This window comes from Methylobacterium aquaticum, from assembly GCF_001043915.1.
In the GTDB taxonomy this organism is placed as follows: domain Bacteria; phylum Pseudomonadota; class Alphaproteobacteria; order Rhizobiales; family Beijerinckiaceae; genus Methylobacterium; species Methylobacterium aquaticum.
In genome coordinates this window covers 1-12,128 of sequence record NZ_LABX01000292.1, presented here as the reverse complement: position 1 = coordinate 12,128, position 12,128 = coordinate 1, and the positions used below count along the sequence as shown (strand labels likewise).

Here is a 12,128-nt window from a genome sequence, read left to right as displayed (position 1 = left end):
CCGCCGGCTCCTGCACCACCGCCCCCGGCACCGCCGGCTCCTGCACCACCGCCCCCGGCACCGCCTGCGCCGCCTTGCGCGAAGGCCGTGGCCGCACCGAGCACCAGCACGGCCGCCGTCATCGTTCCGCGGAGCGCCTTGCCGCCAATCAGCTTGCTCATGTGATCCCTCTCCCGACACCACACCCGCGCGGCCGAGGGCGTGGGTTGCTGTAGTGCCCGGCCGCAACGGAGAGGTGTAGAGATTGGTTCCGTCAGCGCCCGGACCGGCAGGGCGGGCTCCCGGTCCGGGCGGCCCGGTCTCAGCCGATCGCGTCCGCCACGGCCTGGCCGCAGGCCGCCGTGTCGGCGTTGCCGCCGAGGTCGCGGGTCCGCAGGGTGCGCTCGGCGAGAACCCGCTCGATGCCGGCGACGATCTCGGCCGCGGCGTCCTTTTCCCCGAGATGCTCCAGCATCATCGCGCCGGACCAGATCTGGCCGATCGGATTGGCGATGCCCTGGCCGGCAATGTCCGGCGCCGAGCCGTGGACCGGCTCGAACAGCGACGGGAAATCCCGCTCCGGGTTGATGTTGCCGGACGGCGCGATGCCGATCGTGCCGGTGCAGGCCGGGCCGAGATCCGACAGGATGTCGCCGAACAGGTTCGAGGCCACTACCACGTCGAACCAGTCCGGGTGCAGCACGAAATGCGCCGTCAGGATGTCGATGTGGTACTTGTCCCAGGCGACGTCGGGATAGTGGCGCGCCATCGCCTCGACCCGCTCGTCCCAGTACGGCATGGTGATCGAGATGCCGTTGGACTTGGTGGCCGAGGTCAGGTGCTTCTTCGGCCGCGATTGCGCGAGGTCGAAGGCGAAGGTCAGCACCCGGTCGACCCCGCGGCGGGTGAAGACCGATTCCTGCACGGCGAATTCGCGGTCGGTGCCCTGGAACATCCGGCCGCCGACCGACGAATACTCGCCCTCGGTGTTCTCGCGCACGACCCAGAAATCGATGTCGCCGGGCTTGCGGCCGGCGAGCGGGCACGGCACGCCGGGCATCAGCCGCACCGGGCGCAGGTTGATGTACTGGTCGAACTCGCGCCGGAACAGGATCAGCGAGTTCCACAGCGAGACGTGGTCCGGGATTTTTTCCGGCCAGCCGACCGCGCCGAAGAAGATCGCGTCGTGTCCGCCGATCTGCGTCTTCCAGTCCTCCGGCATCATGCGGCCGTGCTTGGCGTAGTAGTCGTAGGACGAGAAGTCGAACCAGTCCTGGTGCAGCGTGAAGCCGTGGCGCTTGGCGGCCTGCTCCAGCACCCGCACGCCTTCCGGCACCGTCTCCTTGCCGATGCCGTCCCCGGGGATCACGGCGATGCGGTATTGGCGTTTTGCTGACGGCATGGGCTTCTCCTCCTGTTATGGCCCCTCCGCGTCGCGCATCGGGCGGGATCGGTCAATCGCCGTTCACGCCACCTCTCCGACGCTCGCCCTGCGCTGGCGGTCGAGCTCGTCGCTGTAGCGCTTGAGGGTGTGCTTCTCGCTGAGGATCCCGATCACCCGGGCGGCGTCGCGGCTCTCCACCACCGCCAGCGCCTCGCTCTCGGCCTTGTCGAACAGGGCGACCGCCTCCTTGGCGTTCATCTGCGGCAGCAGCACCTGGTCGCGGTAGCGCAGGAGGTCGGAGACCTTCGTCTCGGTCGCCTTGTCGTCGATCGGCGCGGCATGGGCCTCGGCCACCAGCACGATGCCGGCATAGAGCCCGGCTTCGTCGACGGCGACGACCTGGGTGCCGGAGCCGAGGGGAAAGGCGCGCCGGAACGCCGCGAGCGTGGTGTCGCTGCGCACCGTGCGGACCTCCCGGCGCATCAGTTGGCCGACCGTGAGGGTGCGGATCCAGCCGACATCGTGGGCGCTGCGGATCGACTCGCCGCGCAGGTGGAAGCGCCAGGTCGCGAAGGAGTATCCGAAGGTCTTGCGCACCGTGAGCGAGGACGCGATCACCGCGACCAGGACCAGGCTCGCGATGGGAAAGTCCCCGGTCACCTCCAGGGCGAGGAACGTCATCGTCATCGGCCCGCCGATCACCGCGACGGCAAGCGCGCTCATCCCCACCACGGCGTAGGTCACCGGCGGCAGCACCATGGCGACGAGCGGCGGGGCCAGCATCACGAAGATCTTGCCGGCCAGCGCCCCGAGGAACAGCGAGGCGAAGAACAGCCCGCCGCGAAAGCCCGTGCCGATCGAGATCGCCGAGGCGAGCGCCTTGGCGAGGAAGAGGAAGATCAGCCCGGCCGCGCCGATCGCCGCGCCGTCCTCGGTCAGGTTGAGGTGGAGCGCCCCGTGGCCGGCGGACAGCACCTGCGGCGTCGCCACCAGGGCCAGAACCCCGACCGCGAGGCCGCCGAGGACCGGCCGGGCCAGGGGCGGCAGCTTCGTGCGGCGCACCCCCTCCTCCACCAGCGTGACCCCCTGCATGATCAGGATGCCGAGCCCGGCGCAGATCAGGCCGAGGCCGATCGTCGGCAGGTAGTCGGCCGGGCCGACCGGCGGGGTGGGCCCGAGGGGGATGACCGTCTGGTGCCCGAGGATCGCCCGCGACACGAAGGCGCCAGCGAGCGCCGCGGTGACGACCGGCGTCAGCGACCCGATGGCATAGGTGCCGATGATCAGCTCGAAGGCGTAGAACGCCCCCGTCAGCGGCGCCCCGAACGCCGCCGCGATGGCGGCGGCGGCGGCGCATCCCACCAGCACCCGCATGTCGTTGCGGCGCAACTCGAAGCTGAGGCCGAGGCGCGAGGCGATCCCGGCCGAGATCTGGGTGTAGCCGGCCTCGAGCCCCACGGAGGCGCCGCAGCCGTTCGAGATCAGGTTCTGCACCGCGACCAGCACCGAATCCCGCAGCGAGAGGCGGCCGCCATGGAGCGCATTGGCCTCGATCGGGTCGATCACCGGGCTGCCCGGCACCCGGCGCACGCGGCCTCCGAGCCAGATCACCAGCCCCAGCAGCGCACCGCCCAGCGCCGGGACGCCGAGCGCCACCAGGGGCGGCACGTGGCGCGTCGCGCTCAGGCGCTCGTCGAGGCCAAGGCCGAACAGCCATTCGTGGGCGCTCTGCGCCGCCCAGCCCATGACGCTGACCACCCCACCCGACAGGCAGCCGACGACGGCCGCGAGCAGGATCAGGCCGATCTCGCCGCCGCGCACCCAGGCGCGCAAGGCTCCCGGCGCTTGCACAAGGGCGCTTTCCGTGAGGGAGCGGCGGACCGTCTCGGATTTCGGCGTCATCGGACCGGGGCGGGCTGGCGGGGGGATTGGCGGGCGCCGGCAGCGGTTTAGGGCCCCGGAGCCGGCCGGTCGACCGGCATTCCGGGGGTAGCCGGCGCACATTCCCACCCTTTCCGAGGCAAAAGCCTCCGATCGGCGCTTGCCACGGCGCTCCGGCCGGACTACACAGCCCCCCGTCGCGAGCCGCCATAGCTCAGTTGGTTAGAGCGCTAGATTGTGGATCTAGAGGTCCCCCGTTCGAGCCGGGGTGGCGGTACCACGGACATTCACGGATCGGAGCAACGGCGCAAAGCGCCATGACGGCTCTCGCTGATCCGCTCCCATCCTTTGAATTTTATAACGGCACTGGCCTCGCTCGTCGTAGCTCTGGGCACCTGTGCCTGGCCGTGACGAGGTCGGGCTGAGGCTGGCGAGACGACCTGGACGGCGACGACCTTTGATCCGCGGACGGGCGCCGCGGCACCATTGCGCGGTCTGCCGATCGGGGTCAGCCGATGGCCGCCAGTGGAACGATCCGCGCCGCCGGGCGATACCGCGGAAGAGGCCGGAGAGACGCACGATGACCGATGCCGCCGAGACGCCCCTGCCGCCCGGCGATGCCCCGCGCGAGGGCGACGAGGAGGCATTCCATATCCCGGATAGCCTCGCGCTGGCCCTGACCGAGTTCGCGGCAGTCGAGCAACTCTCCCGCGGCGAGGCAATCTGCCTTATCCTGCGGGACTACCTGCGGGCGAAGGGCTACCTGAAGGGCATTCCGTCGGTCTGACCCTCGCTTACTCCGCGCCGCGCAACTGGATCTCGAGCCGGCCGACATCCTCCATCAGCCGCTCGACCATGCGCTGCGTCTCGCCGTCCCCCGGCGATGCCCGAAGGGCATCGGTGGCTGCGGCGAGGGAATCACGCTTGGCCTGGAGCGCGTAGGCGATCTGGGCCTTCGCCCGCTCGGGAGTCCTGTCAGCCATCTCCGTCCTCCTGTGTGATGCCGTGTCGGCGATAATGCCTCGTCGGGCCTGTGCAGCGGATGCGGACGCGCTGGCGCGCCCAGACCGCACGACGCGACGCGCAGGCCCCTCGCGAGAAGGAGCCTGCGGTGCGGTCGATGCCGGTCGGTGGACGCTGCCTCAGCAGTCGTTGGCCTGTTGCGCGGCGGTCTTCTCGCCCTTCGATTGCCGGCTTACATCCGAGGGAGAGGTGGCGGTCTGCGAGCCGATATTCTGCATCGCCCCGACCGTGCCGGGGGATTCGGCCTTCGCACCGGGCGTCACCGAGGCGGTGGAGGGCGGATCGACGGTCGAGCTTTTGTCCATCGTCTTCTGGGCGGTCTGCCCGGGGGCGCAGGGCCCGGCCGCCGCACCGAGGGTCCCGGCGAGCAGGATGAGGCCGGCACCGAGGGCGATCAAGCGTGTCATCGAGTTTCCTCCGAGGGTTGTTGTCTTCGCTCAACAACCACAGGACGAACGAGTTCCCGGCCCATGCGATGGTGGCGGGTTGGGCCGCCTGTTGCCGCAGATCTTCGCGAGCGCGCCGATCCGAAACCTCAGCCCGAAAGCCGAAGGCGGGGTCAAGCGCTGCCATTCGTTTCGATCGCGGGTAAAACCGAAAATGCCGCTTGCGTTTTGTGCGCCGCACACCCATAAGTGCAGTGCACGGTCGCGATGGCGTCGCGGCCCTGCTGCCCTCTTTGGGCGTTTCCTCCCTAGACTTCGGGCCGCTCGCGAGAGCGGCCTTTTTTCTGGGCGGCCACGCTGCGCCGGGGAGGAGGGCCGGCAGGCGCCCTGGCCTTCAGCTCGGCACGACATCCGCCGGGTGCGAGCGGGCGTAGAGGCTCGCTCCCGCATCGGCCCCAACGACCCGCACCAGGGTGGCTTCGTCGCAGGTGCCGGCGATGCGCAGGCCGAGCCGATGCAGGTGATCCTTGTCGGAGCAGTAGGCCGCCAGCCGCGCCCGTCCGGTCTCCGGCATGCGCGAGACCAGGATGTCCACGTCGTCCTCACTGGCCCGGTGCAGGACGGCCAGAAGCTCGAGGGGGATCGGATAGCGCGCGAATGCCGAGGGCAGCGGGCGGGTCTGAGTGTGCGACATGGAGCACCTCGGTGCGGTCAGGGTGCCCCAATTCTCGACGGGCATGGTTAGCGATCGGTTAAGCCTCCTGCCGGTACTCCCCTGACCCATTGTCGGAGGGGAGCGCGGCGGCTGCCATGGTCGCACCCTGCCGGTCCACGACAATCCGGCCGGCCGGCGCGACGCCCGGCCGCAACGATCAGAGGCGGTGGACACGACCGGAGTGTCGCATCATGAGTGAAGTCGCCCAGATGGCATCAGGCGCGATCATACGCATAACGTATGGAGCAATCTTTCGCGTAAAAGATTGTAGTGGAAATCCCACGCCGAGAGGCGGACCGGATTGATAGAGATGAGCGAACTGACCAGCGCGGAGACCGTTTCGGCCGAGGCCGTGCGCCGCAGCCTCGACGGCTGTCTCCGTGCGCCCGCGTTCCGCCGGTCGCAGAAGCTGGCGGCTTTTCTGAGCTACGTCGTGGAGGAGGAACTGGCCGGGCGGGGCGAGGGCATCAAAGCCTACACCATCGCCACCCAGGCCCTCGGTCGGGCCGACAGCTTCGATCCGAGCAACGATCCGAGCGTGCGGGTCGAGGCCGGCCGCCTGCGCCGCGTCCTCGACGAGGTCTATGCCGATGAGGGGCGGCACCTGCCGGTCCGCATCCTGGTGCCGGTCGGGGCCTATCGGCCGATCTTCGCAGTGCAGGCCGGCGAAGACCAACCGGACGACCCGCCGGCGGCAGAGAGTCCCGCCCCTCCCCTGCCCGCACCGGCCAAGCAGGCGGTGCGGAGCGTGAGGTTGCGGGCCCTGGCGCTGTTCGACACCCCCGGCCAGGCCGTGCTGGCGTTGCTGCTCGCGGTCATCGCGTTCCTGCTCGCCATCGAGGTCCTGCTGCACATCTACCATGAGTTTGCCCGTGCCTGAGCCCTCCGCGCCCGGGTCCTCGCGCGGTGCCGCTTCGCAGAGGTCGAGAGGCGGCGGAACCGAATGGCGGCTTGCGTCATATCGTGACGTCCATGACGTCACGTTCGGGAGATGACCATGCGCAAGAGGATCGCCGGGACCGTTCTGGCTCTGGGTCTGGCCGGTTTCGCCGGGGCCGCCGAGGCGAAGGGCTGCATCAAGGGCGCGATTGTCGGCGGGATCGCCGGTCATGCGGTCGGCCACACCGTCGCGGGCGCTGCGGCGGGCTGCGCCGTCGGCCGCCACCAGGCGAACAAGCGCCAGCGCGACCGCGACACCGCCGTCCAGCCCGCCGCCCGCTGAGCGCAGGACCGTCTCGCTGCACCGCAGCATCGGCCGGCGCAGTCCCCGGTCCGTTGCCGCAGGTCAAGCTTGGCCGTAACGGCGCTCGAATGCTCGTGGCTCCTTACGGTGAAGCTTGCGCAGGAACCGGCTGAGCTATGCCAGCGTCGCCGTCATATCGCCACATCTCGCCGGCTTCTTGCGCATCAGAGGCGTGGAAACCGGGGCGAACCAAAACATGCGACGTCGAGCGGACGGACCGGCGCAGCGGGGCGGCCTGCGCATGGCGGGTGCCCACGGGAGCGTCGTCGTGGGGAGCGGCTTCTCCGGGGACGCCCTGGCGCTCGACTGCCGGGCCGCGCATGGGGGCATGCCCTGCATGGCACGGACGCTGCTGGCGGCGGGGTGCTTCGCGGCGGGCCTCTCCGCCCTCCTGCATCAGTACGGTGCCGACCTGATCGCGTCGCGCCCGGCCGTCACCATGATGGCCAACCTCCTGGTGATGCCGAGCCCCAAGATCCAGACCCTCAAGGCCCCGCCGGCTCCTCCCCGCGAGACCGCCTCGATGGCCCCCTTGCGCGAGCCGGTCCACGACCTCGACACCGCGCTGGGCTCCGCCGGCGTCGACCGCGTCTCTTCTGATGACCTGCTCGCCGCCAGCACCGGTGGCGATCCCAACGAGGTGCTGAGCTTCGGGCCGATGCGGATCCGCCGCCACCTCGTCCAGACCATCGTGCGCGCCGCCGCCACCGTGCGGACCGACCCGGTGCTGCTGATGGCGGTCGCCGACAAGGAATCGAGCTTCCTCACCGAGGTCCAGGCCCGGACCTCCTCGGCGACCGGCCTGTACCAGTTCATCGAGCGCACCTGGCTCCAGGTGATGCGGGAATTCGGGGCGCAGCACGGCTATGCCCGCGAGGCGGGGCTGATCGGCGAGGATAACGGCGTCGCTGACCCCGCCGAGCGGGCCCGCATCCTCGACCTGCGCCGTGATCCCTCCCTCTCCGCCCTGATGGCGGGCGAGATGCTGAAGCGCGATTCGGCCCGCATCGCCGCCCGGATCGGCCGCGACCTCAGCCTTGGCGAGACCTATCTCGCCCATTTCCTCGGGCCGGACGACGCCGAGCGCTTCATGGCCAAGGTGGTGGAGGAGCCGAAGGCCGAGGCCGCCGCCCTGCTGCCGAAGCCCGCCAAGGCCAACCGCCCGATCTTCTATGAGCGCGTCGGGCGCCGGAAGGCCCGCAGTCTCACGGTGGCGCAGGTCCACGAGAAGTTCGAGGCGATGATGAGCACCCGTGGCGCCCGCTATCGCGATGTCGGCGCCCTGATGGGCGTGATGGCCTACGCCGCCGCAACCCCCTGATCGTTCGCGACAAAGCCTCGCCGTCGCACCTCCTGCTGCGGAAACCTCGCCGCGCCTCGGGATTTATTCTCCTGACCGAAGCGATGGGAGCAGGAGGTGACGATGGGCGCGGCGGGCGGCACGCAACTCAAACCCACCCTGTCGCTGGACGCCCTCGGGGCGGGCCTCGCGGCAGCCTATGACGGCCTCGTGGCCGAGGCGGTGCCGGAGCGGCTGAGCGCGCTCTTGCGCCGGCTCGAAGGGCGCGAGGCCGGGACCGGACCGGAGACCGGCCGTGCCGGGCGGCGGCCCGATGGCGCGCATGCCGTCGGGGGGCTTCCTGCCGGCCGGCTCGCTCTGCTGGTCGGCGACGTGCCGGCCGCCGGCGAGGCCGCGGCGCTCCTCGCCCGCGCGGGCCTCGAGACGGCCCGCTGCATCGACCCGGAGGCTGGCCTCGAAGCCCTGCGCCGTCAGGGCGGCGGGGTCGCCCTGGTGCTGATCGGCCTGCCGACCGCGCGCGACGGTGCCCTCGACGGGGCCGGGCTCGCCCGGGCCGTCGCCACGCTCTGGCCGACCATCCACCTCGTCGTGGCGCAGCCGCCCCGGCCCGAGGCCCGCGTGCCGGAGGCGCTGCTGCCGCCGCAGGCGGTACCCCTTGACCGGGCGCCCGACCTCCTGGTCCTCGCCGAGCGGGCGGCGCGCAGCCCGCGCCCGCCCGTGGCGTAGAAGAGGAGGCATGGTCTCGGTCGCATCTCCGTCCGGCGGCTTTGATCGGTGCGGCGATCGTGCCTTATTGTCAGGCGAGGGCCGCGCCGGCGAGCGCCGCGCGGCCTCCAGGAGGTGCAGACCGGGCAGATCGGTCGAACGGATCGGGGGATCTGGAGATGACGACGAACCAGCGCGACAGCTACCGGGCGGAAGTCGCCGCGACGGCCGGCCAGCAGGCAGCCTTCTTTCGCGAACAGGCTGAGCGCCACCGCCAGCAGGCCGAGCAGGCTCGCCTCTTCGCCGCGCTGAGCCCGGGCGAGGAGAGCCTGGAGCAGAGCCGGCGGGCCGAGCGGCTCGAAATCCTGGGACGCCACGACGACACGATGGCTGCCGCCTTCGAGGCCCGCGCCCGGCGTTCCTGACATCTAAGCAGGCTTGGGTTGGCAGGCCAACGCTTCGCCCGCTTAGGCTCTTGTTTGATCGCAGATTTTTATCGCCGAACCGGTGACCACTTCGGCGAAATCTGCTTAGGGGCCGGCCCCCGTCCGTTCCGTCGGCGACGCGACGGGTCGCGGTCTCGCGCTCGGCGGGGATCGATGGCGTGCGGTCCCTGGCTGTGGATTGCCCAGGGCGACGAAACTTCGCTCAGACCCTGCCGATTCTTCGGGCATCCGACGGTCGAGTCCAGAAGCCAAGGGCCGGAACCTTCCCTATGGTATCATTGGGGCACGAGCCCATCGGCGGCATCAAGGAGCCAGCGACATCATGAGAATCCGGACCGGGTACGCGATCACCTTCGACTCCCCGGCTCCGACGCCGATGCTGTTGATGCTCAGCGTGCATCCCTCCCGGCTCGGCGATTGCGTGACCTCGCCGGCGATGCGGTTCGACCCGCCGATTCCGGCGCGCGACTATGCCGATCGCTACGGCAATACCTGCACCCGCATCGTCGCACCGCCGGGACGGCTGACCATCTCGGCGGATTTCCTGATTGAGGACAGTGGCTGGCCCGACGAATACGCGCCCAATGCGGTGCAGCACCCGGTGCAGGACCTGCCCGACGACGTGATGGTCTACCTGCTCGGCAGCCGCTACTGCGACACCGACAAGCTGTCGAACATTGCCTGGCAGCTCTTCGGCCATACGCCCGAGGGCTGGGCGCGGGTCCAGGCCATCGTCGATTACGTGCACAACCACATCCGCTTCGACTACCAGCGCGCCGACGCCACCCGCTCGGCCCTCGACGGCTACACCCAGCGCGAGGGTGTCTGCCGCGACTTCGCGCATCTCGCCGTCACCTTCTGCCGGTGCATGAACATCCCGGCGCGCTACTGCACCGGCTATCTCGGCGATGTCGGCGTGCCGGTGGTGCCGGACCCGATGGACTTCTCGGCCTGGTTCGAGGTGTATCTGGGCGGGCGCTGGTACACGTTCGATGCGCGCCACAACCGGCCGCGGATCGGCCGCATCGTCATGGCCCGGGGCCGCGACGCCACCGACGTGGCGATCTCGACCAATTTCGGCCCCACCGTGCTGGCCGGCTTCCAGGTCCATACCCGACAGGTGGCGTAAGCGCGGGGCTCCCCTCGGATGTGACACGATCGCTCAACCGATCGTGAACCGTTGCACCCGTCTCGGTATTACCCGCCGCGGCGACCGTCGCGTCAACCGGGAACCACGGCGGCGGGACTGCATTGTACAGCAAAGGTAACTGCTGAGGTAAGGCTCCGGCCATGAAGATCTTTGCTACCGCCCTGGCGGGCGCTCTGAGCGTGTGCGTTCTTGCCTCCGCGCCGGCCCAGGCCGCGCCTTACGATCCCTTCGACACCAATCCCGGCGAGGATTACTACGCCAGCCAGCCCTATGCCGTGCCGGCCACCCGCATGCAGGGCTACGAGGGCCAGGCCGCCGCCAGCACCGACCAGGCGCAGGTCGCCCCGATCCCGCGCGAGCTGGTGCCGTTCAATGGCACCTACACGCCGGGCACGATCGTGGTCTCCACCGCCGAGCGCCGTCTCTACCTCGTGCTGGGCGACGGCATGGCCCTGCGCTACGGCGTCGGCGTCGGCCGGCCGGGCTTCACCTGGTCGGGCACGAAGACAATCACCGCCAAGCGCGAATGGCCGTCCTGGACACCCCCGAAGGAGATGCTGGCCCGCCGCCCCGACCTTCCGCGTTACATGGCCGGCGGCATCGACAACCCGCTTGGCGCCCGCGCCATGTATATCGGCGGCACCCTCTACCGCATCCACGGCTCGAACGAGCCCGACACGATCGGCCAGGCCGTGTCCTCCGGCTGCATCCGCATGACCAACGACGACGTCACCGACCTGTATTCGCGGGTGAAGGTCGGCGCCAAGGTGGTGGTGCTGAACTGATCCCGGCCGGGCGCGACGGCTGCCCGGATCCTCCGCGACACGCCCCGGACAGGGCCGCCCTTCGGCGGCCCTTTCCTCATGGCGGGACAGGCCGCTGTTCGGCGGCGGATTTTTCAACAGGACAGGCCGCCGCTCGGCGGCGGACGTGGGACAAGGACGGGCCGCCCCTCGGCGGCCCTTTTTCAGGGGTCAGGGGACCACGTGGCCGGGGGCCGGCGGCTGCGGCGCGCTGAAGCTTGCGAGCGGCACGTCGCAGAAGCAGCGGGCGCCGAGGGGCCGTGGGCCGGGAAGCGGGCAGGAATACGGCTGCGGGCCTGTGAAGCCGCGCTGCACCGCATCGCAATTGTAACCGACTGCCCGCCGCGGGGCAGGACGCTCGTACCGGTCGTAGCCGTAGCCGGGAGGCGTGTCCTCCCGGTAATACTGCGCCTGGGCCGTGCCGGTCAGGATTGTGGCCAACAGGACGGCCGACGACAGGCCGGCGCGAACGAACCCTCGCATCATTGCGTTCCTCTCTGGCGGGGAGTTACCGTGCGTGACGCCGCGCGTCGGGCGCCCCGGCGCCGCATCGGTAGCCGAACCGCCCCGGCCCGGCAAATCGCGGCCTCGCCAGGCCGTGAGGCCGGGCCCCGGGATCGAGCCAGGGAGATCGCCGTGACCACCTCGGCCCAGTGGCAGCGCACCCTCGACGCGGTCCTCGAACTCGCCGAGGACATCGCCCGCATCTCGCCCGACTGCGCCGACCGGGCGATGCAGATCGTCCGGCTCCTCCGCGCCGTCGATCCGCCGGCCCGCCGGGCGGGGAATCGCGACGATATGGATGGGGATGACCTGGACGAGATGGATGTCGGCGTCGGCCCGCTCAACCGCCGCAAGGCGTCGGACGCCCTGTAGCGGCCAGCCGGCGCGGCGAGGCCGCTGGCCCGACAGCCTACTGGCCGATCGCGGCGGCGGCCGGCTCGGGCGCCACCGCAGCGGTCTTGGGCACGGGAGGTGCAGCCTTGCGCAGGACGAAGTGCCGGAACTCGACCGGGCGCCGCGGCGGCAGCGGCACCTTCGGCGTGGCCTCGGGCTCCACAGGCACGGCGGCCGGATCGAGGGACGCGACCGTGGTGGGGGCTGGCTGGGCGC

15 protein-coding genes, 1 tRNA gene and 1 pseudogene are annotated in these 12,128 nt (G+C 70.5%); 10 read left to right on the top strand and 7 right to left on the bottom strand.

Features of this window, described 5'->3' with window-relative positions; all coding sequences use genetic code 11:
- Window positions 1-301: 301 nt before the first annotated feature.
- Both VP06_RS30005 and VP06_RS30000 read right to left on the bottom strand, forming a co-directional pair.
- Complete coding sequence (locus VP06_RS30005; RefSeq protein WP_048467477.1) at window positions 302-1,381, bottom strand: tartrate dehydrogenase; 1,080 nt, start codon at window positions 1,379-1,381, stop codon at window positions 302-304.
- Window positions 1,382-1,444: 63 nt separating this feature from the next.
- A complete protein-coding gene (locus VP06_RS30000; protein ID WP_048467476.1) occupies window positions 1,445-3,265 on the bottom strand; it encodes a chloride channel protein in 1,821 nt (606 codons plus the stop codon).
- Window positions 3,266-3,447: 182 nt separating this feature from the next.
- Here VP06_RS30000 and VP06_RS29995 point away from each other — a divergent pair.
- Together VP06_RS29995 and VP06_RS29990 are read left to right on the top strand one after the other, a co-directional pair.
- Window positions 3,448-3,524, top strand: a tRNA-His gene (locus VP06_RS29995).
- A gap of 300 nt (window positions 3,525-3,824) precedes the next feature.
- The gene (locus VP06_RS29990) at window positions 3,825-4,031 is read left to right on the top strand and encodes a hypothetical protein (protein WP_048467475.1); all 207 of its coding nucleotides are present in this window, start codon (window positions 3,825-3,827) and stop codon (window positions 4,029-4,031) included.
- Between the two features lie 7 nt (window positions 4,032-4,038).
- Here VP06_RS29990 and VP06_RS29985 read toward each other — a convergent pair whose 3' ends face one another.
- From VP06_RS29985 to VP06_RS29975, 3 genes are all read right to left on the bottom strand, one after another.
- A complete protein-coding gene (locus tag VP06_RS29985; RefSeq protein ID WP_048467474.1) occupies window positions 4,039-4,227 on the bottom strand; it encodes a hypothetical protein in 189 nt (62 codons plus the stop codon).
- 159 nt (window positions 4,228-4,386) lie between these two features.
- Window positions 4,387-4,674 (bottom strand): hypothetical protein, encoded by a 288-nt coding sequence (locus VP06_RS29980; protein ID WP_048467473.1) that lies wholly within the window; start codon window positions 4,672-4,674, stop codon window positions 4,387-4,389.
- Between the two features lie 373 nt (window positions 4,675-5,047).
- Complete coding sequence (locus VP06_RS29975; RefSeq protein ID WP_048467472.1) at window positions 5,048-5,347, bottom strand: hypothetical protein; 300 nt, start codon at window positions 5,345-5,347, stop codon at window positions 5,048-5,050.
- A 331-nt stretch (window positions 5,348-5,678) separates the two neighbouring features.
- Between VP06_RS29975 and VP06_RS29970 the strand changes: the two genes are divergently transcribed.
- The 7 genes from VP06_RS29970 to VP06_RS29940 all read left to right on the top strand — a co-directional run bounded on the left by VP06_RS29970 (window position 5,679) and on the right by VP06_RS29940 (window position 10,997).
- On the top strand, window positions 5,679-6,248 hold the full coding sequence (locus VP06_RS29970) for a hypothetical protein (RefSeq protein ID WP_048467471.1): 570 nt from the start codon (window positions 5,679-5,681) through the stop codon (window positions 6,246-6,248).
- A gap of 117 nt (window positions 6,249-6,365) precedes the next feature.
- Window positions 6,366-6,590 (top strand): hypothetical protein, encoded by a 225-nt coding sequence (locus VP06_RS29965; RefSeq protein WP_048467470.1) that lies wholly within the window; start codon window positions 6,366-6,368, stop codon window positions 6,588-6,590.
- A 217-nt stretch (window positions 6,591-6,807) separates the two neighbouring features.
- Entirely contained in the window at window positions 6,808-7,932 is a 1,125-nt protein-coding gene (locus VP06_RS29960) for a transglycosylase SLT domain-containing protein (RefSeq protein ID WP_048467469.1), read from the top strand.
- 102 nt (window positions 7,933-8,034) lie between these two features.
- Window positions 8,035-8,637: a NepR family anti-sigma factor gene (locus VP06_RS29955; RefSeq protein ID WP_053082094.1), complete on the top strand. Its 603-nt coding sequence runs from the start codon at window positions 8,035-8,037 to the stop codon at window positions 8,635-8,637.
- Window positions 8,638-8,795: 158 nt separating this feature from the next.
- Window positions 8,796-9,041: a hypothetical protein gene (locus VP06_RS29950; RefSeq protein WP_048467468.1), complete on the top strand. Its 246-nt coding sequence runs from the start codon at window positions 8,796-8,798 to the stop codon at window positions 9,039-9,041.
- 343 nt (window positions 9,042-9,384) lie between these two features.
- Complete coding sequence (locus tag VP06_RS29945) at window positions 9,385-10,191, top strand: transglutaminase-like domain-containing protein (RefSeq protein WP_048467467.1); 807 nt, start codon at window positions 9,385-9,387, stop codon at window positions 10,189-10,191.
- A 161-nt stretch (window positions 10,192-10,352) separates the two neighbouring features.
- The gene (locus VP06_RS29940; protein WP_048467466.1) at window positions 10,353-10,997 is read left to right on the top strand and encodes a L,D-transpeptidase; all 645 of its coding nucleotides are present in this window, start codon (window positions 10,353-10,355) and stop codon (window positions 10,995-10,997) included.
- Between the two features lie 189 nt (window positions 10,998-11,186).
- Here the strand turns inward: VP06_RS29940 and VP06_RS29935 are convergent, their stop codons facing one another.
- Entirely contained in the window at window positions 11,187-11,498 is a 312-nt protein-coding gene (locus VP06_RS29935; protein WP_048467478.1) for a hypothetical protein, read from the bottom strand.
- A gap of 153 nt (window positions 11,499-11,651) precedes the next feature.
- On the opposite strand from VP06_RS29935, the gene VP06_RS29930 reads away from it, so the two are divergent.
- Complete coding sequence (locus VP06_RS29930) at window positions 11,652-11,891, top strand: hypothetical protein (protein WP_048467465.1); 240 nt, start codon at window positions 11,652-11,654, stop codon at window positions 11,889-11,891.
- A gap of 37 nt (window positions 11,892-11,928) precedes the next feature.
- Here the strand turns inward: VP06_RS29930 and VP06_RS37475 are convergent.
- Window positions 11,929-12,128, bottom strand: a pseudogene (locus VP06_RS37475) (lytic transglycosylase domain-containing protein); the annotation flags it as partial.

Coding starts and splice junctions, on each gene's coding strand:
- VP06_RS30005 (WP_048467477.1), bottom strand. CDS start 1,381: ATGCCGTCAGCAAAACGCCAATACCGCATCGCCGTGATCCCCGGGGAC.
- VP06_RS30000 (WP_048467476.1), bottom strand. CDS start 3,265: ATGACGCCGAAATCCGAGACGGTCCGCCGCTCCCTCACGGAAAGCGCC.
- VP06_RS29990 (WP_048467475.1), top strand. CDS start 3,825: ATGACCGATGCCGCCGAGACGCCCCTGCCGCCCGGCGATGCCCCGCGC.
- VP06_RS29985 (WP_048467474.1), bottom strand. CDS start 4,227: ATGGCTGACAGGACTCCCGAGCGGGCGAAGGCCCAGATCGCCTACGCG.
- VP06_RS29980 (WP_048467473.1), bottom strand. CDS start 4,674: ATGACACGCTTGATCGCCCTCGGTGCCGGCCTCATCCTGCTCGCCGGG.
- VP06_RS29975 (WP_048467472.1), bottom strand. CDS start 5,347: ATGTCGCACACTCAGACCCGCCCGCTGCCCTCGGCATTCGCGCGCTAT.
- VP06_RS29970 (WP_048467471.1), top strand. CDS start 5,679: ATGAGCGAACTGACCAGCGCGGAGACCGTTTCGGCCGAGGCCGTGCGC.
- VP06_RS29965 (WP_048467470.1), top strand. CDS start 6,366: ATGCGCAAGAGGATCGCCGGGACCGTTCTGGCTCTGGGTCTGGCCGGT.
- VP06_RS29960 (WP_048467469.1), top strand. CDS start 6,808: ATGCGACGTCGAGCGGACGGACCGGCGCAGCGGGGCGGCCTGCGCATG.
- VP06_RS29955 (WP_053082094.1), top strand. CDS start 8,035: ATGGGCGCGGCGGGCGGCACGCAACTCAAACCCACCCTGTCGCTGGAC.
- VP06_RS29950 (WP_048467468.1), top strand. CDS start 8,796: ATGACGACGAACCAGCGCGACAGCTACCGGGCGGAAGTCGCCGCGACG.
- VP06_RS29945 (WP_048467467.1), top strand. CDS start 9,385: ATGAGAATCCGGACCGGGTACGCGATCACCTTCGACTCCCCGGCTCCG.
- VP06_RS29940 (WP_048467466.1), top strand. CDS start 10,353: ATGAAGATCTTTGCTACCGCCCTGGCGGGCGCTCTGAGCGTGTGCGTT.
- VP06_RS29935 (WP_048467478.1), bottom strand. CDS start 11,498: ATGCGAGGGTTCGTTCGCGCCGGCCTGTCGTCGGCCGTCCTGTTGGCC.